A 22044-nucleotide genomic window follows, 5' to 3' on the forward strand; every position below is an offset into this window, starting at 1 on the left:
CTACTCGCCGCCGCTGGCGGTGCCGTCGGTACGCGCCGCGCCGCCCCCGATCGGGCAGCGCTGGCTGCGGGTGGCGATCGGCAACGACCGCTACGCGGTGGAACTGCTGCGCGTGCAGGAAGTGGTGCGGCTGGCGCCGATCATCGCCATGCGCGGCGCCCCGCCCTCGCTGCTGGGGGTGATGAACCTGCGCGGCCGGGTGGTGCCGGTGCACGATCTCGGCCGCTGGCTGCGCCGGCAGCCCGCCGGGATCGACGAGCGCACGCGGATCGTGGTGCTGGAGCACCACGACGAGCTGGCCGGGCTGCTGGTCAGCGCCGTGACCGATGTGGTGACCCTGGAGGCCCGCCAGATCGAACCTACCGCCGCCAGCCTGCGCGACCGCACCAGCATGGGCATCGCGCGCACGCCCGGCGCCCCGCCCACGGTCCTGCTGGACGCCACCGCGGTGTTTGAATGAACGCCGGAAACATGCGCTCCGGCATGCTTCCGGCGCCCGCCTCAAGTCGCCCGTCGCGGCGCCGTTAACCGGTCTGGGCCAGCGCCACTTCCGAGATTCGACATGCCATTGTCCCTGCAAGCCGACCTGGGCATCGAACAGGTGACCGACCTGCAAGCCACCCTGCAATCGCACCTGGACGATGCGACGCTGGAGCTGTCCGGCGCCGAGGTGCGGCGCGTGCATACCGCCGGCCTGCAACTGCTGCACGCCTTCATCCGCGGCGCGCCGCGCGCGGACTTTCGACCACCATCACACTCCCCTCGCCCACGCTCGTGGAAGCGGCACGCCAGCTTGCGCTGGCGGTAAGCTTGGGCGTTGACAAGGACTCCGGAGAACCCGCGTGAGCGCAACCCTGCTGATCGTTGACGATTCCACCTCCATGCGCCAGATGGTCGCGTTCGCGCTGACCGGCGGCGGCTACAGCGTGGTGGAAGCCGAAGACGGCATCGCCGCACTGGACGCGGCCAAGGCCCAGAAGTTCGATGCGGTCATCACCGACGTCAACATGCCGCGCATGGACGGCATCGAGCTGATCCGCCAGCTGCGTGCGCTGCCCAGCCACAAGTTCACCCCGCTGCTGATGCTCACCACCGAATCCGGTACCGACAAGAAAAGTGAAGGCCGGGCCGCCGGCGCCACCGGCTGGCTGGTCAAGCCGTTCGACCCCGAACAGCTGCTGGCCACCGTGCGCAAGGTGCTCGGCTGAGCCATTCCCCAGGGCCCGACATGGACATCTCCCGCTTCCACGCCACCTTCTTCGAGGAAAGCCGCGAGAACATCGCGGCCATGGAGGCCGGGCTGCTGGCGATGGAAAGCGGCGGCGGCAGCGGCGACACCATCCACGTGATCTCTCCGCGCCGCGCACTCGATCAAGGGCGGCAGCGCGACCTTCGGCTTCGCCGCGATCGCCGATTTCACCCACCTGCTGGAAACCCTGCTGGAGGAGGCGCGCAGCGGCCGGCGCGTGCTCGACGCTCCCGCCATCAGCGCCCTGCTGGCCTCGGTGGACGCCCTGCGCATGCTGCTGGCGGCCGCCGAACACGGCGAGGCCGTGGACCAGCCGATGCTGCAGCAGGCGCGCGCCGGGCTGGAAAAACTGCTGGCCGGCGATGCCGCCGCGGCAGCGGCCGCGACCGTCGCGCCGGCGGCGCCGCCGGCGATCGGCTGGCAGATCGAATTCGTGCCGGAGCGCTCGCTGTTCCTCAGCGGCAACGACCCGCTGCGGATGCTGCGCGAGCTCGGCCAGCTGGGCGAGCTCAAGGTCACCTGCCGCGACGATGCCCTGCCGCCGTTCAGCGAGCTGGATCCGTTCGAGGCCTGGCTGGCCTGGGACCTGCAGCTGGTCGGCGACGTCGAGCGCTCGGCCATCGAGGACACGTTCGCGTGGGTCGAGGACCAGTGCAGGCTCACCATCGCGCCGCTTCCCGCCGCGGTGGCCAATACGGTGACCGCGGCCGCGCCGGTTCCCGCCCCGCCGCTCTCTGCCGCACCGCCCGCCGCAGCGGCGGCGTCCGCATCTGTCGCTACTCCTGCACCCAGCCGGCCTGCCGCCACGGCCGCGGCCGAATCGGCCAGCAGCGGCGGCCGCCACGACGCCGCCGACACCACCATCCGGGTGGCGGTGGACAAGGTCGATGCGCTGATCAACCTGGTCGGCGAACTGGTCATCACCCAGGCCATGCTGGCGCAGCGCTCGGCCGGCCTCGACCCGGCCCTGCACGAGCAGCTGCTGGCCGGGCTGGAGCAGCTCGACCGCAACACCCGCGACCTGCAGGAAGCGGTGATGTCGGTACGCATGCTGCCGGTGGACTTCGCGTTCAGCCGGTTCCCGCGGATGGTGCGCGACATCGCCTCGCGGCTGGGCAAGAAGGTCGTCCTCAAGACTTCCGGCGAAGGCACCGAACTGGACAAGGGCGTGATCGAGAAGATCGTCGATCCGCTGGTGCACCTGGTGCGCAACGCGATCGACCACGGGCTGGAGACCACCGAGCAGCGGATCGCCGCCGGCAAGCCCGAGGCCGGCACGGTGACCCTGTCCGCGGCCCATCAGGGCGGCCACATCATCATCGAGGTCAGCGACGACGGCCGCGGCCTGAACCGCGGGAAGATCCTGGCGAAGGCCGCCGAACGCGGCATTCCGGTGCCGGAAAACCCCAGCGACGCCCAGGTCTGGGATCTGGTCTTTGCGCCCGGCTTCTCCACCGCAGAAACCCTCACCGACCTGTCCGGCCGCGGTGTCGGCATGGATGTGGTGCGCAAGAACATCCAGGCGCTGGGCGGGCAGGTGGAGATCCGCAGCCGTGAGGGCGAAGGCACCACCATCTCCATCCGCCTGCCGCTGACCATGGCCATCCTCGACGGCATGACCGTCTCGGTCGGCGGCGAGGTGTTCATCCTGCCATTGAACATGGTGGTCGAATCGCTACAGCCCGCCCCGGAGAACATCAAGACCGTGGCCGGCGATGCGCGCGTCCTGCGCGTGCGCGAGCACTACGTGCCCCTGCTCGACCTCGCCACCCAGTACGGCCTGCGGCCGGCGCGCGCAGGCGCCGACGCGCAGCCGATCGCGGTGGTGGTGGAAAGCCAGGGCCAGCGGCTGGCGCTGGAGGTGGACGAGCTGCTGGGCCAGCAGCAGGTGGTGGTGAAGAACCTGGAGCGCAACTACCGCCGCATCCCCGGCGTCGCCGGCGCCACCATCCTCGGCGACGGCCGGGTGGCGCTGATCGTGGACGCCGCCAGCCTGCCCCATCGCACCGCCCTGCCGAGGGCGGCCTGACCCAGGCCCCGGCTCAAGGATCGCCGCGCGCGGCCGATGAACTGGGCGAACCCGCCTGCATCCGGACTCCCATGAGCACATCCGCCAAGCCCTCCCACCACGGATTCCCGGCCAATGCCGCGGTCGCCGGCGAATTTCTGACCTTCACCCTGGGCCAGGAAGAGTACGGCGTGGACATCCTGAAGGTGCAGGAGATCCGCGGCTACGACGCCGTCACCCGCCTGCCCGACGCCCCGGACTACATCAAGGGCGTGATCAATCTGCGCGGCACCATCGTGCCGATCATCGACATGCGGGTGAAGTTCCACCTGGATGCGAAGGTGGACGCCACCACCGTGATGATCGTGCTGAACGTGGCCGACCGCGTGGTCGGGATGGTGGTGGACAGCGTGTCCGACGTGGTCCAGCTCTCCGGCGAGCAGATCCGCCCGATGCCCGACGTCGGCACCGGCATCGATCGCCGCTACCTGACCGGCATCGGCGCGCTGGACGAGCGCATGTTGATCCTGCTCGACATCGAAGGCCTGATGACCAGCAGCGAGATGGGCCTGGTGGCGGACGCGGCGGCGGCCCAGGCCGCCTGATCCCCTCCCGATGCCCGCCGGCTCCCGGGTGGGCCCTCCCGGCACGGCGGGCACGGAACCCCAGCACCCCAAAACGAAACGCGCCGCAGACTGCGGCGCGTTTTGCTGTTTGGATCAGGGCTGACCCGCGTGCGTCGAAGGCGCTGGCAAGGCCCGCCGTGGCGGGCCCTGCCGGATCACCGCGTCAGAGCTTGAACTCGAGCTTCACCTTGCCGCGGGTCTCGCCCGGGGCGAACTCCCACTGCTTGACCGCCTTCACCGCCGCGGCCACGAACACCCGGCCCGGCTTGGCCTCCACCACCGAGACATCGGTGACCTTGCCATCCGGCCCGACGCTGTATTCGACTTCGACATAGCCGGTGGTGCCGGCGCGCGCCGCTTCCGGCGGGTACACCGGGTCCACGCGCTTGGTGGGGTTGCCCGCGAACACGGGCTGGGCAAGGGCCATCGCCGCGGCGATTGCCGCTACGTTCAGGGCACGATGGAAGGCAGGTTGCATGGCGGATCTCCGAGGGGGACGCGTGCACGGGACTGTGCTCAGTGCGCGTATCGGCACGCCCGCGCCGGACTTGAGCGCGCCCTGCGCGGATACGCGGATTTGCGCATCCGGTCACGCCCCCGGCGTGCGCGGATGGGAAATCCCGCACGCCGGTTAAAGATTCCCGCGCCCGCGCCGATGCCGGCGTTTGTACGGCCCATGAACCCGCCGCATCAGGACCCCGCCATGCCCCGCAGCTCATCCACCGTCGATCGCCTGCTCGCCCCCGCCGTCCGCCTGATGGCGTCCCTGCGCTTCAGCCAGAAAGCCATGCTGATCGGCGCCAGCTTCACCCTCACCTGCGGCGTGCTGACCGCGCTGGTGCTCAGCAGCAGCCTCGGCGAACTGTCCAGGGCCAAGGCCGCGCGCGCCGCCACCACCGGCCTGCGCGCCCTGAACGATGCCCAGATCGCGATGCAGGAGCATCGCGCCCTGCGTGCCCGCGCGCTGGCCAAGGACGCCACCGCCACCCCGCAGGCGCTGGCGGATGCCGCCGCCGCGGCCGACAAGGGGCTGGCGGCGTTCGACGCCTGGGCCACCAGGAGCGAGCTGCGCGACGAGGAGCTGGCGGACGCGGTCAAAGCGACGCATGCGGCGTGGAAGAAGGCGCAGGACACCGAGGGCGAGGCCGGCCCGGAGGCGGACACCGATGCGCTGCGCGCGCTGCGCGAGGAAATCGCGCGGCTGTCGTTCAAGGCCATCACCAGCGAGGCGCGCGACCCGACCATGCTGCTGGCCGGCGATGTCGGCGGCCAGCAATTGCCGGCACTCGCAGCCGCCACCGCCAAGCAGTCGGTGGTCAGCATGCGGGTGCTGGGCGAAGGTGCGATCTGGGTGAACGACCGCACCGCGCTGGCGGTCAACAAGAGCATGCAGCAGTACCTGAGCGGCCTGATTAGTGAGAACCGCAAGTCGATCGAGCGCCGCCTGCCCGAGGCCAAGGAGCTGTTCGGCAAACCGATGGCCGAGGCCTTCCAGCAGATGGATGCATTGAACAAGCTGATCCAGGAAAAAGTGCTGGACGCCGAAACTCCGGACTTTTCGGTGGTCGAATTCGCCAGGCAGGACCGCGCCGCGCGCGAAGCCTTCAACCGCGCGATGACGGCGACCTACGCCACCATCGAACTCGCCGGCGACCGCGCCATCGCCAGCCTGCAGCGCAAGGCCTTCCTCACCCTGGGCGGCGTGGTGCTGGCCCTGCTGGTCTCGGCCTACCTGTTCCTGGGCTTCACCCGCGGCACCCGGCGCGCCCTGCAGCGCATCGATGCCGGCGCTCGCGCCATGGCCGCCGGCCAGTTCTCCGACAAGATCCAGGTGGACACCCACGACGAGCTCAACAACATCGGCCGCAGCCTGGAAAGCATGGCCGGCAGCCTGCGCCGCTTCGCACAGGCGCAGCAGGAAATGTATGAGCAGCACGAGGCCGGCGAGATCGACGCGCGCATGGATGCCGAAGCCTTCCCCGGCGCGTTCGGGGTGATGGCCGACCAGGTCAATACCCTGGTGGCCTCGCACATCGCCACCAAGATGGATGCCATCGGCATCGTGGCCGACTACGCCCGCGGCGACCTCTCGCGCGACATCGCCCGCTATCCGGGCCAGAAGGCGCGCGTCACCGAGGCGGTGGATGCGGTCAAGAAGGGCATGCTGGCGGTCAATGCCGAGATCAAGGCGCTGGTGGAAGCCGCGGTGGCCGGCGACTTCGGCAAGCGCGGCGATGCCTCCCGCTTCGAGTTCGTGTACCGCGAGTTGATCGAGGAGCTGAACGCGCTGATGGCCACCGCCGACCAGGGCCTGCACGAAGTCGGCAGCCTGCTCGCGGCGATGGCCGAGGGCGACCTGACGCGCCGGGTCGAGATCGACCTGCCGGGGCAGTTCGGCCAGCTGGCCAGCGACGCCAACCGCAGCGTGGAAGCGCTGGCGCGGATCGTCGGCGAGATCCGCCAGAGCGCCGACAGCATCAGCGCCGCCGCCGGCGAAATCGCCTCCGGCAACGCCGACCTGTCGATGCGCACCGAGCAGCAGGCGGCCTCGCTGGAGGAAACCGCGTCCTCGATGGAAGAGCTCACCTCCACCGTCAGGCAGAACGCCGACAACGCGCGCCAGGCCAACCAGCTGGCGCAGGGCGCGGCCAGCGTGGCCGAGTCCGGCGGCGAGGTGGTGCAGAAGGTGGTCAGCACGATGGGCGACATCCAGACCGCCTCGCGCCGGATCGCGGACATCATCGGGGTGATCGACGGCATCGCCTTCCAGACCAACATCCTCGCGCTGAACGCGGCGGTCGAGGCGGCGCGCGCCGGCGAGCAGGGCCGCGGCTTCGCGGTGGTGGCGGCCGAGGTGCGCAGCCTGGCGCAGCGCAGCGCCGGCGCGGCCAAGGAGATCAAGCAGCTGATCACCGACTCGGTGGTGAAGGTGGAGGAAGGCAGCGCGCTGGTGGACCAGGCCGGCAAGACCATGGGCGAGATCGTCGGCAGCGTCAAGCGTGTCACCGACATCATGGCCGACATCTCCGCCGCCTCGCAGGAGCAGAGCAGCGGGATCGAGCAGGTGAACCAGGCCATCACCCAGATGGACGAGGGCACCCAGCAGAACGCCGCGCTGGTGGAAGAGGCCAGTGCCTCGGCCGAGAGCATGCGCCAGCAGGCCGCCGCCCTGGTGGACGCGGTGGCGGCCTTCCGGCTGGCCAACCAGCAGGCAGCCAAGGCAAAGCCCGACCGCCAGGCGCCCGTCACGCATGCAGCACCGCAAGCGGATATGGGCGAGCCGGTGAAGCCTGCCCAGCAGAAGGCAGCCGTAAAGCCCCCGGCCCGCCGCGCGGCCGCCGCCCCGGTCGCGGCCACGCCCATCAAGCGCAGTGCCAGCAGCAGCGCCGGCGACCAGCACTGGCAGGAGTTCTGAACCCCGATGGCCGCGGGCGTACCGACCCTGCACCGCCCCGGCCATCCCTGTTGCGCGATCCCGCCGTCAATGCTGCGCCGATGACCCTCACCTCCCCCGCCATCGCCGCGCCATCCACGGCAGACGCCGGCCGGTTCGACGACCTGCTCGCGCTGGCGCGGACCCTGCTCGGGATGCCGATGGCGGCGGTGGTCGCGGTCAGCGCCGACCGCCACATGGTGGTGGCCCAGCAGGGCCTGGAGGCCGGCTGCACGCCGCTGGCGCGCGACCACCTGTTCGTGCGCTGCTGGGAACAGCACGCCCCGCTGCTGGTGCTGCCAGAGCTGCCGGAAAGTCCGCGCAGCGCGATCCGCGCGCATGCCGGCATCGCGCTGCAGGATGCGCAGGGGCGGCGCATCGGCCTGCTGGCGGTGTGCGATCGCCGACCGCGCGCGCACCCCTCGGACGCGCAGCTGCAGGCGCTGGCGCAGCTGGGCCGCCTGGCCGCCAGCCTGCTGCAACAGGAAGCAGCGGACCGCCACGCCACCATCGTCGCCCAGGCCGGCCAGCACGCGCGTGAGGCGGTGGTGGTGGCCGACCGCCACGGCGGCATCCGCTGGCACAACCCCGCCGCCGAGCGTCTGTTCGGCAGCGCCCTGCGCGGCCAGCAACTCCGCCAGCTGATTCCGCTGCGCCTGCAGCCCGACCAGGACGCGGCGCGCGACTGGCTCGGCGGCGCCGGCGGCGACCGCCTGCAGCTGCGCATCGTCGCCCCCGACGGCAGCCTGCGCCTGCTGGACGCCACCCGCTCGCCCTGGCGCCACGGGCATGCGCACGGCACCACGCTGATCCTGCACGACATCACCGAGGCCGCCCACCAGCGCGCCCAGCTCGACCGCCTGGCCCATTTCGACCCGCTCACCGGGCTGCCCAACCGCAATGCCCTGCTGGCCGCGCTGGAGGCCAACCCGGACTGGGGCGTGGCGCTGGTCGGGATCGACCGCTTCAAATGGATCAACGACGGCCTCGGCCATGCGCTGGGCGACCGCGTGCTGCAGGCGTTCGCGGACCGCCTGCAGTCGCGCGCGGATGCCGCGATGTGCCTGGCGCGGGTGGAAGGCGATGTGTTCGCGATCGCCTGCGCGGATGCGCGCCTGCGCGGTGCGGAAGCAGGTGATGGCGAGGGCGCAGGGGGGCGCCTGCTGCATGACCTGATGGATTTTCTGCAGCAGCCGCTGCGCATCCGCGGCCACGAGATCCACGTCGAAGCCAGCGCCGGGCTGGCGCTGCGGGCGGACGTGCGCGGTGGCGGCGATCTGCTGGCCTGCGCCGACCTGGCACTGTACCGCGCGAAGGCGGCCGGTGGCCGCCAGCTGTGCCGCTACCGCCCGACGATGCGGGCCGACGCGCTGGCGCGGCGCGACCTCGACCTCGAACTGCGCCGTGCGTTCGCACAGGGTGAATTCGAGCTGCACTACCAGCCGCAGGTGGAGCTGGCCAGCGGGCGCATCTGCGGCGCCGAGGCCCTGCTGCGCTGGCGCCATCCGCTGCGCGGGCTGGTTCCGGCCTGTGAATTCATCGACCTGCTGGTGCGCAGTCCGCTGGGCGCCGACGTCGGTGCCTGGGTGCTGCGCCGCGCCTGCGAGGACACGGCCGCCTGGCCCGACAGCGGGCTGTCGGTCAGCATCAACCTGTTCCCGGCGCAGTTGCGCGAGGAACTGGTGCCGCAGGTGCTGCGGGCACTGGCCGACTCCGGGCTGCCCGCGCACCGGCTGGAGCTGGAGATCACCGAGACCATCGCCCTCGCGCACGACAGCGCGGCCGCGGCGACCCTGGCGATCCTGCGCGAGCGTGGGATCAACCTCGCGTTCGACGACTTCGGCACCGGCTATGCGTCGCTGTCGATCCTGCATCGCTTCAAGATCGACCGGGTCAAGATCGATCGCAGCTTCGTGGACGGGATGCTGCAGAACAGCGAGGACGCCGCGATCGTGCGCTGGACGGTGATGCTGGCGCGCGCGCTGGGGCTGCGGGTGGTGGCCGAAGGCGTGGAGCACCCGGAACAGGCGGAGCTTCTGCAGCTGCTCGGCTGCGACGAGGCGCAGGGCTACCTGTATGCGCAGGCGCTGCCGGCATCCGAACTGCAGCAGCGCCTGCGCGCGCCGGAAGCGGCTGCCGATAGTGCGCCGCGATCGGTGGCAGGAGGCGGCCGTGGCTGATCACAGCCGCCCGCGCGCCGCCGAGCGCGAGGCGATCGGGTTCGAGTTCACCGATCGCGATTTCCGCCGTGTGTGCAGGATGATCTACGCGCGCGCCGGCATCCATCTGGCCGAGCACAAGCGCGACATGGTGTACAGCCGGCTGTCGCGGCGGTTGCGCACGCACGGCTTCGCGCGCTTCTGCGACTACCTGGACTTCGTCGAGGCCGAGCCGGCCGCCGAGGAGCAAGCCTTCATCAACGCCCTCACCACCAACCTCACCGCGTTTTTCCGCGAGGCGCACCACTTCGACGCCCTGCGCGACCAGCTGCGCGCGGTGCCGCGCGGCGCGGTGGTGGACATCTGGTGCTGCGCCGCCTCCACCGGCGAAGAGCCGTGGTCGCTGGCGATCACCGCCTGCGAGGCCTTCGCCAGCGACACCCCGCCGGTGCGGATCCTGGCCACCGACATCGACACCAATGCGCTGGCCGGCGCCGCCCGCGGCGAGTACGGGATCGAGCGCATCACCGACCTGTCGGCCGAACGCAAGCGCCGCTTCTTCCTGCGCGGCAGCGGCCCCAACGAAGGGCTGGTCAAGGTCAAGCCGTTCCTGCAGCGGCTGGTGGAGTTCCGCCAGCTCAACCTGCTGGCGCCGGACTACGGCCTGCGCCAGCAGTTCCTCGCGGTGTTCTGCCGCAATGTGATGATCTATTTCGACAAGCCCACCCAGTACGAGGTGCTGCGCAAGGTGGCGCCGCTGCTGGCCCCCGGCGGGCGCTTCTACGCCGGGCATTCGGAGAGCTTCGCGCATGCGCTGGACCTGGTGCAGCCGTGCGGGCGCACCATCTACCGGGCGACCCGGGAGGCGCGATGAACGCCCCCGCGTCGCATGGCGCCGCCGTCCGCCGGATGCCGGCGGGCAGCTACTACGACCCGGCGCTGGACACCGACGTCATCAAGCTGCTGCCGGCCGACTGGCGGGTGTCCTCGGAGGAGATGGCGCTGGCCACCGTGCTCGGCTCCTGCGTGGCCGCCTGCATGTACGACCCGCTGGCGAAGGTCGGCGGGATGAACCATTTCATGCTGCCGGACGCCGCCCCCGGCGACGGCAGCGCCCGCTACGGCGCGCATGCGATGGAGCTGCTGATCAACGGCATGCTCAAGCAGGGCGCCGCGCGCGCGCGCTTGCAGGCCAAGGTGTTCGGCGGCGGCAATGTGTTGCCGGGCATGACCATCGACCCGATCGGCACTCGCAACGCCAATTTCGTCATCAGCTACCTGAAGGCCGAGGGCATCCCGGTCCAGGCCCAGGATCTGGGCGGCGTGCAGCCGCGCAAGGTGGTGTTTTTCGTGCGTACCGGACGCACCCTGGTCAAGCGCCTGCCGGCGGCCGGCGAGATCGCGCGGATCGAGCGCGACTACCGCAGCCGGCTGGCGCAGACCCCCGTGGCCGGCTCCGTGGAGTTGTTCTGATGGCCATCCAACATCCCCAGCGCCCCGGCAAGGTGCGCGTGCTGATCATCGACGACTCGGCCCTGGTGCGCCAGGTGCTGACCGACATCCTGTCCGAAGACCCCGCCATCGAGGTGATCGGCACCGCGCCCGATCCGCTGATCGCGCGCGAGAAGATCAAACAGCTCGCCCCCGACGTGCTCACCCTGGACGTCGAGATGCCGCGCATGGACGGGTTGACCTTCCTGCAGAACCTGATGCGGCTGCGGCCGATGCCGGTGGTGATGGTGTCCTCGCTGACCGAGGCCGGCGCGCAGGTGACCCTGGATGCGCTGGCGCTGGGCGCGGTGGATTTCGTCACCAAGCCCAAGCTCGACATCCAGCGCGGCCTGACCGGCTACGGCCAGGACCTGCGCGAGAAAGTCAAGCAGGGCCGCGCGCGCGCGGGTGAAAGCGCTGCAACCCAGCGTGACGCCTGCGCCTGCGGGCGTCATCCAGTACCGCACCACCGACCGCCTGATCGCGATCGGCGCCTCCACCGGCGGCACCGAGGCGATCCGCATGCTGCTGGAGACCATGCCCGCCGACGCCCCGGCGATCGTGATCGCCCAGCACATCCCGGCCGCGTTCAGCAAGCCGTTCGCGGAGCGCCTGGACCGCCACAGCAAGATGACCGTGGTGCACGCCGAGGACGACATGCCGCTGCTGGCCGGCCACGCCTACGTGGCGCCGGGCGGGCTGCACCTGCGGGTGCAGCGCAGCGGCGCCCGCTGGCGCTGCCGGCTGGGCGACGACGACCCCATCCGCCGCCACCGCCCCAGCGTGGACGCACTGTTCGAATCGGTGGCCAGCGCCGCCGGCGCCAACGCCAGCGCGGCCCTGCTCACCGGGATGGGCGACGACGGCGCGCGCGGGCTGCTGGCCCTGCGCAAGGCGGGTGCCGCCACCATCGTGCAGGACGAGGCCAGCAGCGTGGTGTGGGGCATGCCCGGCGCCGCCTACACCCTGGGCGCCGCGCAGCAGGTATTGCCGCTGGAGCAGATCACCGCCGCCCTGCTGGCCAGCACCACCCAGGGCCCGGGCTGACCCGGCATCTGGCGGGCGCGCCACATTAAAGACCCGGCCGGCCGCGGCCGTTATCCCTACCGAGACCCAGACGAGATCGACGATGGAACCCCGTGCCCTGCTCCGGATCGCCGCCCCCTGCTGCTGATGGTGCTGCTGCTGGTGGCCGAAGGCCTGGCCTGGCCGTTGCCGCTGCGGATGGCGCTGGTGGTGACCTCCGCGCTGGCCTGGGGCGTGGTGATCTGGCGCAGCCTGCCCAGCAAGGCCGAGGCCAAGATGCTGCGCGATCATGCCCGGTTGCTGGAAGAACTGCGCGGCTTCGTCAGCAACGAGATCAACGGCTCGCACTCCGAGATCGACCGCACCCGCACCCTGATCCGCGACTCGGTGGCCAAGCTCGGTGGCAGCTTCGAGGCGGTCAACCGCAAGTCGCGCGAGCAGAGCAGCGTGGTGGCGCGCCTGGTGGAGCGCACCGGCGACGACAGCGGCTCGATCGACATCACCCGCTTTGCCCAGCAGGCGGCGCAGCAGGTGGAGCAGCTGGTGCAGGCGCTGGAGGAGGCCAGCAGCCAGAGCGGCGTCACCGTGGCCCACATCGACACCATGGCCGGGCACCTGGACGGCATCTTCTCGCTGCTGGAGGACGTGAAGTCGATCGCCGACCAGACCAACCTGCTGGCGCTGAACGCGGCCATCGAAGCCGCCCGCGCCGGCGAGGCCGGGCGCGGCTTCGCGGTGGTGGCCGACGAGGTGCGCAACCTGTCCGAACGCAGCACCGCGTTCAACGAGCAGATCCGGAAGCTGGCGCACAGCTCCAAGGACGCGATCGCCAAGGTGCGCGACACCGTTTCGCAGACCGCCTCGCGCGATCTCGACCGGGTGCGCGCCGCGCGCGCCGAATCGGCGGCCATGCTGGAGCGGGTGGACGGCATCCACCGCAGCCTGGGCAACAGCATCCGCGACATCGCCGACTGCGGCCGCGCGATCGACGCCTCGGTGGCGGAGGCGGTGCGCTCATTGCAGTTCGAGGACATCGCGACCCAAGCCCTGGGTGCGGCCGGCCTGCACCTGCAGCGGTTGGCGCAGATCAACAACGAAGCGATCACCCTGCACGACCTGCTGCAGAGCAGCCACGGCTTCCAGGACGCGGAGATGCAGAAGGCGCTGGCGCGGATCGGCAACCGCATCAACCAGATGCGTGGCGAATGGGAACGCCCGCCGCACAAGCCAGTGCTGCAGGAAAACATGAACGCCGGCAGCGTGGAGCTGTTCTGAACCTGGTTTCCCTCTCACTCCCCCAGGGTGATGCGACGCGATCCCGGCTGCGGCCGGGATTTTTTCGCGGCCGTTTGCAAGGTGGTGCAAGGTTGCGCGCGTGGCGCGGGATTTCCGCACCAACCGGGGGCGGCGATCAAGACTTGCCGATGTTTTCCGCACGCGCCTGCGCGCGCGCCGCGCGCAGGGCGTCGAGCTTCTCCTTGAGCTTGCCTTCGATGCCGCGGCCGGTCGGGTCGTAGTACACCCGTTCGCCCAGCGCGTCCGGGAACCCGGTCTGGTCGAGCGCGATTCCGCCCTCCACGTCGTGGTCGTACTGATAGCCGCGGCCGTGACCCAGCGCCCGCATCAGGCCGGTCGGGGCGTTGCGAAGATGCAGCGGCACCGGCTGGCTTGCCGTGCGCCTGCACGTCGGCGCGGGCCGCCTTCCAGGCCGTGTAGGCGGCGTTCGACTTGGCGGTGCTGGCCAGGTACAGGGTGAGCTGCGCCAGCGCCAGTTCACCTTCCGGCGCGCCCAGGCGGTCGTAGGCCTCCCAGGCGTCGATCGCCATCTGCAGCGCGCGCGGATCGGCCAGGCCGATGTCCTCCACCGCCATCCGGGTCAACCGCCGCGCCAGATAGGCCGGGTCCGCGCCGCCGTCCAGCATGCGCGCCAGCCAGTACAGCGCGGCGTCGGGGTTGGAGCTGCGCACGCATTTGTGCAGCGCCGAGATCTGGTCGTAGAACGCATCGCCCCTTTTGTCGAAGCGGCGGGTGCGGTCGGCCAGCACCTGCTGCAGGGTGGCGGTGTCGATCCGGCCACCCTCGCCCACGGCGATGTCGGCGGCGATCTCCAGCAGGGTCAGCGCACGCCGCACGTCGCCATCGGCGGCCAGCGCGATCTGCGCCAGGGCGTCCGCCGCCACCGCCAGACCCAGCCCGCCCAGCCCGCGCTCGTCGTCGGCCAGCGCGCGCTCCAGCGCGGCGCGGATGTCCTCGGCGGCGACCGCCTCCAGCACGTGCACCCGGCAGCGCGAGAGCAGCGCCGAGTTCAGCTCGAACGAGGGGTTCTCGGTGGTGGCGCCGACGAACACGATGGTGCCGCGCTCGATATGCGGCAGGAAGGCATCCTGCTGCGCCTTGTTGAAGCGGTGCACCTCGTCCACGAACAGCAGCGTGCGCTCACCCGCGTCGAACCGCGCCTGCGCCCGCGCCAGCACCTCGCGCACCTGCGGCAGGCCGGCGAGCACCGCCGAGATCGCCTCGAAATGCGCCTGCGCGTGGCGCGCCAGCAGCAGGGCCAGGGTGGTCTTGCCGCAGCCGGGCGGGCCCCACAGGATCATCGAATGCACGCGCCCGGCGGTGAGCGCGCGCCGCAGCGCGGAACCGTCCGCCAGCAGCCGGCGCTGGCCCACCATCTCGTCCAGCGTGCGCGGGCGCATGCGCTCGGCCAGCGGCCGCAGGGCGTCTCCGCCGTGGCCAGGCAGATCCGGGGACGATGACGGTGGGCGCGCGGCGGGCATGGGATCGATTCTACCCGCCGCGCAGGCAGGCTCAGCCGCCGATCACGTCCACGCCCTTGGGCGGCACGAAGGTGAACGTATCGGCGGCGAACGCCGGGTTGCGCGTCCAGCCGGAGAACGCGATCACGGTGCGCTGGTCGAGCGCATCGGTGTAGTCCAGCCGCACCAGCTGGCCCTGGGCGAAGCCCAGCCGTGCCGACTTGAACGCGGCATCGGCCTGGCGCGGGCGGATCTCCAGCCAGTCCACGCCGTCGCTGCTGCCGGCCTCGCGCACCACGAAGTCGCGCTCCAGCCGCGCCGGGGTCAGCAGCAGCGCCAGCGGGCTGTTGGCTTCCTCCACGCCCTGCGCGCGCTTGCTGACCTGGTTGAGGTCGGGTTCGTACACCCAGACGGTCTTGCCGTCGGCCAGCACCAGCTGCGCGTATGGCCTGGTGTATTCCCAGCGCAGGCGGTCCGGAGTCGCCAGCGCCACCCGCCCGCTGTTGGCCTCCTTCTGGCGCCCACGGGGGTCGAACACCTGCTGGGTGAACTGCCCGTCCAGCCCCTTCAGGCCGCGGGTGAAGGTCTCCAGCGCGTCGCGCGCGCCGGCATGGGCCAGGCTGGCGGCGGCCAGCAGGCCGGTGGCGAGGATGGCTGCGATTGGTTTCATGCGGTCTCTCCTGCGGCGTTGCCGGCAGTGTGTCGGCGCCATCCTGAATGGCGGATGCCGGGCACGCCCCGCGCGTGCCGGGCGGCGTTCAGGGCCGCGGCGGCGGCGGCGCCAGCACGCTGCGGTCGCCGTTGTGCTCGGGGGTGCTGACGATGCCGGCCGCCTCCATCGCCTCGATCAGGCGCGCGGCGCGGTTGTAGCCGATCTTCAGCCGCCGCTGCACGCCCGAGATCGAGGCGCGGCGGGTTTCGGTGACGATCTGCACCGCCTGGTCGTACAGCGGGTCGGCCTCGGGGTCGTCGCTGGCGGCGGCCTCCGGCAGGCCGTTGGCGCCGACGCTGCTGCCGTCGTACAGGGTCTGGGTGTCCTCCAGCACACCGGCGACGTAGTCGGGGCCGCCGGCCTGCTTGAGGAACTCCACCACCCGGTGCACTTCCTCGTCCGAGACGAACGCCCCATGCACGCGCTCGGGCATCGCGGTGCCGGGCGGCAGGTAGAGCATGTCGCCGTGGCCGAGCAGGGTCTCCGCCCCGCTCTGGTCGAGGATGGTGCGCGAGTCGATCTTGCTGCTGACCTGGAACGCGATGCGGGTGGGGATGTTGGCCTTGATCAGGCCGGTGATCACGTCCACCGACGGCCGCTGGGTGGCCAGGATCAGGTGGATGCCGGCGGCGCGCGCCTTCTGCGCCAGGCGCGCGATCAGCTCCTCGACCTTCTTGCCGACGATCATCATCATGTCGGCGAATTCGTCGATGAAGACCACGATGAACGGCAGCGGCTCCAGCGTCGGTGGCGCCTCGGCGGTGTCCGGCGCCGGCTGGAACAGCGGGTCCACCATCGGTTGCCCGGCGTCGATCGCGTCCTTCACTTTCTTGTTGAAGCCGGCCAGGTTGCGCACACCGACCGCGCTCATCAGCTTGTAGCGGCGCTCCATCTCGGCCACGCACCAGCGCAGGCCGTTGGCGGCCTCCTTCATGTCGGTGACCACCGGCGCCAGCAGGTGCGGGATGCCCTGGTAGACCGACAGCTCCAGCATCTTGGGGTCGATCATCAGCATCCGCACGTCCTTGGCGGAGGCCTTGTACAGCAGCGACAGCACCATCGCGTTGACCGCCACCGACTTGCCGGAACCCGTCGTGCCGGCCACCAGCAGGTGCGGCATGCGCGCCAGGTCCGCGACGACCGGCTTGCCGGCGATGTCCTTGCCCAGCGCCAGGGTCAGAGCGCTGCCGGCCTTGTCGTATTCCTTCGAGCGCAGCAGCTCGCTGAGATAGATCATCTCGCGGTGGGTGTTCGGGGTTTCAAGACCAATGACCGACTTGCCCGGAATCACGTCCACCACGCGCACCGACTTCACCGACAGGCCGCGCGCGATGTCCTTGTCCAGCGAGGAAATCTGGCTGACCTTCACGCCCGGCGCCGGCTGCACCTCGAAGCGGGTGATCACCGGGCCCGGATAGGCGCCGACCACCTCGGCCTCGATGCGGAAGTCCTTGAGCTTGAACTCGATCTGGCGCGACAGCGTCTCCAGCGTCTGCGCGTCATAGCCTTTGGGCTGCGGCTTGGGATCGTCCAGCAGCGCCAGCGGCGGATGCCGCCGGCATCGCCGGCTCCGAACAGCGGGATCTGCTGCTCGCGCCGCGCGCGCTCGCTCTTCTCCACCGTCGGCGCCGCCGGCGGCTCGATCTTGACCTTGTCGCGGCGCAGGCGGATCTCGCTGTCGGCCTTGCGCGCGACCTCCCGCTCCTCGCGCAGGGCGCGCGCCTCGCTCCACTCGGCCGCCTGCTGCACGCCCTTGCGCGCACCGCGGTCGAGCAGGCCCGGCAGGGCCAGCACGAACGCACCGATGCGATCCATCACCGCCAGCCACGACAGCCCGGTGGCCAGCGTCACCGACACCAGCAGCAGGCTGACCAGGAACAGATTGGCGCCGACCGGCCCGAACAGCATGTGCAGCGAGTTGCCGGTCAGGCGGCCGAGCACGCCGCCGCTGCCAGCGGCAAGGTCGTTGCCGCCGCCGATCCGCAGCGCCAGCAGGCCGCAGGCCGCGATCAGGAAGCCGACGATACCCAGCAGCCGCAACGCCGGTCCGAGGTCGGCCTGGCCGTCGCCGTCCTCGTCCATCCCGAACAGCGCGATCCAGGCGATGGCGCCGAGCACGAACGGCAGCAGGAAGGCGACGTAGCCGCACAGGAACAGCAGGAAGCTGGCGATCCAGGCCCCGGCCAGCCCGCCCCAGTTGTGCAGCGGCGCCAGTACGCTGGGATCGCGGTCGAAGCCGGGATCCTGCGGCGACCAGCTGACCAGACAGGCCAGCAGATACAGCAGCGCCGGGGCGATGGTGATCAGCGCGAAATCGCGCCACAGCCGGTGCCGGCGCGGGCTGGCGCCCGCGTCGGCCTTGGCCGCGCGCATCGGTTTCCGGCTGGACTTGCCCGCCTCGGACGGAGCGTTCGCCACCTGCGATCAGACCTCAGGAAGTTCCCCCAGGTCCTTGATAGTACGTCAAACCTGCATATCGCGCAGCGCCGGATGCACGAGCTTGCCGGCCTCCACGTTGATGCCCTTGACCAGCGCCGGGTTGTTGCGCCACTCGCTGCCGGAGGCGAGCTTGTTCACCCACGGCAGGATCGCCGCGCAGATCGCCTGCGAGCTGGTCTGCGGCACCGCGCCCGGCATGTTGGTGACGCAGAAGTGGGTGACGCCCTCCTCCACGTAGGTCGGCTCTTTCCAGGTGGTCGGGCGCGAGGTCTCGAAGCAGCCGCCCTGGTCGATGGCGATGTCCACCACCACGCTGCCCGGCTCCATCGCCTGCAGCATGTCGCGGGTCAGCACGTGCGGGGCCTTGGCGCCGGTGATCAGCACCGCGCCGATCACGAGGTCGGCCGCGGCCACCTCGCGCGCCACCACGTCGTGGTAGGGGTACAGCGCGGTGACGTTGTGGCCCAGGCGCATCATCTCGTCCATGCGGTCCTGGCGCATCTCGAACACGGTGACGCTGGCGCCCGAAGCCGCGGCCAGCGCCGCCGACGCGCCGCCGGCCTTGCCAGCGCCGAACACCACCACCTTGCCGCGCTCGGTGGACGGCAGCCCGCCCAGCAGCTTGCCCTTGCCGCCCATCGGCTGGTGCAGCAGGTGGGTGCCCACCTGCACGCCGATCTTGCCGGCGATCACCGACATCGGCGCCAGCAGCGGCAGCTCGCCGTTGGGGAGTTCCACCGTCTCGAACGCCACGCCGGTCAGGCCGATGTCCAGCAGCCTGCGGGTCAGTGCCGGCTCGGCGGCCAGGTGCAGGTAGCAGAACAGCAGGTGGTCGCGGCGCAGGTGCTGCAGGTCGCCTTCGATCGGCTCCTTCACCTTCACGATCAGCTCGCCCTTCTCGTACAGGGCGGCGGCATCCGGGGCGATCTTCACGCCGAGCCGGGTGTACTGCTCGTCGGAAAAGCCCGACTTCAGGCCCGCGCCCTGCTCCAGCCAGACCTCGTGGCCACGCTTGACCAGGTCGCCAGCCGCGGCGGGGACGAGCGCGACGCGCCCTTCGAGGGTCTTGGTTTCCTTGGGTACACCGATACGCATGCGCAACTCGCTCCTGAGCGATGTGGGGGAATACACGACAGCGTTGCAGCCATCGCGCCTTGTGCCGAAGCCGCGCCGCCCTCAAGCTATGGGCCGAGCGCGGATCCGGGTGATCCGCGAATTATAGAGCTTCGACTCGACTGCGATGAATCCGACCCGACACATCCGCCTGCTGATCCTCGGTTCCGGCCCCGCCGGCTGGACCGCCGCCGTCTACGCCGCCCGCGCCAACCTCAAGCCGGTGGTCATCACCGGGCTGCAGATGGGCGGCCAGCTGATGACCACGACCGAAGTGGACAACTGGCCGGGCGATGCCCACGGCCTGCTGGGCCCGGACCTGATGGCGCGCCTGCAGGCGCACGCCGAGCGTTTCGAGACCGAGGTGGTGTTCGACCACATCCACACCGCCGACCTGTCCAGGCGGCCGTTCCGGCTGGTCGGTGACTCCGGCGAATACACCTGCGATGCGCTGATCATCGCCACCGGCGCCACCGCCAAGTACCTGGGGCTGCCTTCGGAGGAGGCCTACAAGGGCCGCGGCGTCTCCGCCTGCGCCACCTGCGACGGCTTCTTCTACAAGGACCAGGACGTGGCGGTGATCGGCGGCGGCAACACCGCCGTGGAAGAGGCGCTGTACCTGTCCAACATCGCGCGCAAGGTCTACCTGGTGCACCGCCGCGACAGCCTGCGCGCCGAGAAGATCATGCAGGACAAGCTGTTCGCCAAGATCGAGGCCGGCAAGATCGAACCCGTCTGGCACCACGTGGTGGACGAGGTCCTCGGCAACGACGCCGGCGTCACCGGCATGCGCCTGAAGTCGGTGCAGGACGGCAGCACCCGCGAGGTCGCCGTGCAGGGCTTCTTCGTCGCCATCGGCCACCACCCCAACACCTCGCTGTTCGAGGGCCAGCTGGAGATGAAGAACGGCTACCTGAAGATCCGCAGCGGGCTGGACGGCATGGCCACCATGACCAGCGTCCCCGGTGTGTTCGCCGCCGGCGACGTGGCCGACCAGGTCTATCGCCAGGCGATCACCTCCGCCGGCTTCGGCTGCATGGCCGCGCTGGACGCGGAGAAGTACCTCGACGAAGGGCTCTGATGGCGGCAGCGCGCCTGCACCGCGCGCTGTCCGAGATCCCCGCCGCGGCCTGGGACGGGCTGCACGACGGGCGCCATCCGTTCATTACGCATGCCTTCCTGCACGGGCTGGAAGCCACCGGCTGCCTGCGCCCCGACTGGGGCTGGACACCCCTGCCATCTGGGGCTGTGGGACGGCGACGCGCTGGTCGCGGCGGCGCCCGGCTACCTGAAGGACAACAGCCACGGCGAGTTCGTGTTCGACCACGCCTGGGCGCAGGCCTATGCCCGCCACGGCCTGCCCTACTACCCGAAATGGCTGTGCGCGGTGCCGTATTCACCGGTCACCGGTCCGCGCCTGCTGGCGCGCGACGCTGCGGCGCGCAGTGCGCTGCTGGAGGCCATGCAGGCGCTGGTGGCGCAGTCCGGCCTGTCTTCGGCCCACGTCAACTTCCATCTCCAGGACGAAGAGCCGGCGTTTGGCGCGGACTGGCTGCTGCGCGAGGACATCCAGTTCCACTGGTGCAACCGCGGCCACTGGCAGGGATTCGAGGACTTCCTCGCCGCGCTCGACCACAAGCACCGCAAGAACATCCGCCAGGAGCGCCGCAAGGTAGCCGAGGCGGGCATCAGCTTCCGCATCGTGCACGGCGACGACGCCGACGAGGACGACCTGGCGGCGATGCACGGCTTCTATCTGCAGACCTTCGCCGACTACGGCAATGCCCCGGCGCTGACGCTGGCGTTCCTGCACCATCTCGCACGGGCGATGCCGCGCCGGCTGGTGCTGGTGCTGGCCGAGCGCGCAGGCCGCACCATCGCCGGCGCGCTGTGCCTGCGCGGTGGCGACACCCTGTACGGCCGCTACTGGGGCGCAACCGAACTGCACCCGGGGCTGCACTTCGAGACCTGCTACTACCAGGGCATCGCCTACTGCCTGCGCGAAGGCCTGACCCGGTTCGAACCTGGCGCTCAGGGCCGGCACAAGCTGGCCCGTGGTTTCCTGCCGACCTCCGTGCGCAGCCGCCATTGGATCGCCGAGCCACGCTTCGCCCGAGCCCTGCGCGACTGGTGCGCGCAGGAGACCGCCAGCGTGCGCCAACACCGGCAGGCACTGCGGGCGCACAGTCCGTTCCGCGCGGAGGAAGGCGCATGAGACTGCCGGTGCCGTGGCTGGCGGCCGATCCCGAAGCCCCGTTCCCGCCGCCGGAACAGGCGCTGGCCGAGCCGGACGGCCTGCTCGCGGCCGGCGGTGACTTGTCGCCGGCGCGCTTTCTCAACGCCTATCGCAGCGGCATCTTCCCGTGGTTTTCCGAAGGCGAGCCGATCCTGTGGTGGAGCCCCGCGCGGCGCGCGGTGCTGCGCACCGACGGCGTGCACCTGTCCGCCCGCCTGCGCCGGCGCCTGCGCAACAGCGGCTGGAGCGTGCGCGCGGACACCGTCTTCGCGGCGGTGGTGGACGGCTGCGCGGCCCCGCGCGACGGCCAGTCCGGCACCTGGATCACGGCCGGGATGCGCACTGCGTATCTGGAACTGCACCGGCTCGGGCACGCCCACAGCATCGAGGTGTTCGATGCCGGCGACCGGCTGATCGGCGGCGTGTTGGGGCTGGCATTCGGGCACGTGTTCTGCGGCGACAGCATGTATTCCGCGGAGTCCGGCGCCTCGTCCCTGGCGTTGGCAATACTGGCGCGGCGGCTGCATGGCTGGGGCTGGCCGCTGATCGATGCCCAGGTGCCCAACCCGCATACCCGCCGGCTGGGGGTGGACGTCTGGCCGCGCGCCGACTACCTCGCCGCACTGGCCCAGCTGCGCGACCTGCCGCTGGCCCCCGGCGACTGGCGCGAACGCTTCGGCATCTGGCCTGCTGCGGCGCTGGGCGAGGCGGCGCGCGATGGCCTGCGCGATTAACGGGATTTTTGCAAGGCCCGGCCCGACGTGGCACAATGCCGGACTTTCGAGCCCCGCTTCCG

Annotated in this window: 14 protein-coding genes and 5 pseudogenes; 14 read left to right on the forward strand and 5 right to left on the reverse strand. The window is 70.8% G+C overall.

Annotated features, from left to right (window positions below; genetic code table 11):
- Positions 1-19: 19 nt before the first annotated feature.
- From LJB71_RS08905 to LJB71_RS08925, 5 genes and pseudogenes are all read left to right on the forward strand, one after another.
- Complete coding sequence (locus tag LJB71_RS08905; protein ID WP_259303907.1) at positions 20-460, forward strand: chemotaxis protein CheW; 441 nt, start codon at positions 20-22, stop codon at positions 458-460.
- A 102-nt stretch (positions 461-562) separates the two neighbouring features.
- Positions 563-808 (forward strand): STAS domain-containing protein, encoded by a 246-nt coding sequence (locus LJB71_RS08910; RefSeq protein WP_259303908.1) that lies wholly within the window; start codon positions 563-565, stop codon positions 806-808.
- 34 nt (positions 809-842) lie between these two features.
- The gene (locus tag LJB71_RS08915; RefSeq protein ID WP_259303909.1) at positions 843-1208 is read left to right on the forward strand and encodes a response regulator; all 366 of its coding nucleotides are present in this window, start codon (positions 843-845) and stop codon (positions 1206-1208) included.
- A gap of 20 nt (positions 1209-1228) precedes the next feature.
- Positions 1229-3278, forward strand: a pseudogene (locus LJB71_RS08920) (chemotaxis protein CheA).
- 71 nt (positions 3279-3349) lie between these two features.
- On the forward strand, positions 3350-3862 hold the full coding sequence (locus LJB71_RS08925; RefSeq protein WP_259303910.1) for a chemotaxis protein CheW: 513 nt from the start codon (positions 3350-3352) through the stop codon (positions 3860-3862).
- 184 nt (positions 3863-4046) lie between these two features.
- Here LJB71_RS08925 and LJB71_RS08930 read toward each other — a convergent pair whose 3' ends face one another.
- Entirely contained in the window at positions 4047-4361 is a 315-nt protein-coding gene (locus tag LJB71_RS08930; RefSeq protein WP_259303911.1) for an energy transducer TonB, read from the reverse strand.
- Between the two features lie 225 nt (positions 4362-4586).
- Here LJB71_RS08930 and LJB71_RS08935 point away from each other — a divergent pair, with 225 nt between their 5' ends.
- From LJB71_RS08935 to LJB71_RS08960, 6 genes and pseudogenes are all read left to right on the forward strand, one after another.
- Positions 4587-7298: a methyl-accepting chemotaxis protein gene (locus LJB71_RS08935; protein ID WP_259303912.1), complete on the forward strand. Its 2712-nt coding sequence runs from the start codon at positions 4587-4589 to the stop codon at positions 7296-7298.
- Positions 7299-7378: 80 nt separating this feature from the next.
- A complete protein-coding gene (locus LJB71_RS08940) occupies positions 7379-9496 on the forward strand; it encodes a bifunctional diguanylate cyclase/phosphodiesterase (protein WP_259303913.1) in 2118 nt (705 codons plus the stop codon).
- Positions 9489-10349 (forward strand): CheR family methyltransferase, encoded by an 861-nt coding sequence (locus tag LJB71_RS08945; RefSeq protein WP_259303914.1) that lies wholly within the window; start codon positions 9489-9491, stop codon positions 10347-10349. Before LJB71_RS08940 ends, LJB71_RS08945 begins: the two co-directional genes overlap by 8 nt.
- A 35-nt stretch (positions 10350-10384) precedes the next feature.
- Positions 10385-10948: a chemoreceptor glutamine deamidase CheD gene (gene cheD, locus LJB71_RS08950; RefSeq protein ID WP_259304775.1), complete on the forward strand. Its 564-nt coding sequence runs from the start codon at positions 10385-10387 to the stop codon at positions 10946-10948.
- Positions 10948-12013 (forward strand): annotated as a pseudogene (locus LJB71_RS08955) (chemotaxis response regulator protein-glutamate methylesterase). Before cheD ends, LJB71_RS08955 begins: the two are co-directional and overlap by 1 nt.
- A 126-nt stretch (positions 12014-12139) precedes the next feature.
- Positions 12140-13267: a methyl-accepting chemotaxis protein gene (locus tag LJB71_RS08960; RefSeq protein WP_259303915.1), complete on the forward strand. Its 1128-nt coding sequence runs from the start codon at positions 12140-12142 to the stop codon at positions 13265-13267.
- A gap of 136 nt (positions 13268-13403) precedes the next feature.
- Here the strand turns inward: LJB71_RS08960 and LJB71_RS08965 are convergent.
- From LJB71_RS08965 to ald, 4 genes and pseudogenes are all read right to left on the reverse strand, one after another.
- A pseudogene (locus LJB71_RS08965) lies at positions 13404-14769 on the reverse strand (replication-associated recombination protein A).
- A 31-nt stretch (positions 14770-14800) separates the two neighbouring features.
- On the reverse strand, positions 14801-15418 hold the full coding sequence (lolA, locus tag LJB71_RS08970) for an outer membrane lipoprotein chaperone LolA (RefSeq protein ID WP_259303916.1): 618 nt from the start codon (positions 15416-15418) through the stop codon (positions 14801-14803).
- 88 nt (positions 15419-15506) lie between these two features.
- A pseudogene (locus tag LJB71_RS08975) lies at positions 15507-17833 on the reverse strand (DNA translocase FtsK 4TM domain-containing protein).
- A 90-nt stretch (positions 17834-17923) separates the two neighbouring features.
- Positions 17924-18994: an alanine dehydrogenase gene (ald, locus tag LJB71_RS08980; RefSeq protein ID WP_259303917.1), complete on the reverse strand. Its 1071-nt coding sequence runs from the start codon at positions 18992-18994 to the stop codon at positions 17924-17926.
- A 145-nt stretch (positions 18995-19139) separates the two neighbouring features.
- Between ald and trxB the strand changes: the two genes are divergently transcribed.
- From trxB to aat, 3 genes and pseudogenes are all read left to right on the forward strand, one after another.
- Complete coding sequence (trxB, locus tag LJB71_RS08985) at positions 19140-20093, forward strand: thioredoxin-disulfide reductase (protein WP_259303918.1); 954 nt, start codon at positions 19140-19142, stop codon at positions 20091-20093.
- Positions 20090-21227 (forward strand): annotated as a pseudogene (locus tag LJB71_RS08990) (GNAT family N-acetyltransferase). Before trxB ends, LJB71_RS08990 begins: the two are co-directional and overlap by 4 nt.
- Entirely contained in the window at positions 21224-21982 is a 759-nt protein-coding gene (gene aat / locus LJB71_RS08995) for a leucyl/phenylalanyl-tRNA--protein transferase (RefSeq protein ID WP_259303920.1), read from the forward strand. The pseudogene LJB71_RS08990 and the gene aat overlap by 4 nt, the downstream one beginning before the upstream one ends.
- Positions 21983-22044: the final 62 nt, after the last annotated feature.

The sequence above is a fragment of the Thermomonas sp. S9 genome (assembly GCF_024704365.1).
Classification (GTDB): domain Bacteria; phylum Pseudomonadota; class Gammaproteobacteria; order Xanthomonadales; family Xanthomonadaceae; genus Thermomonas.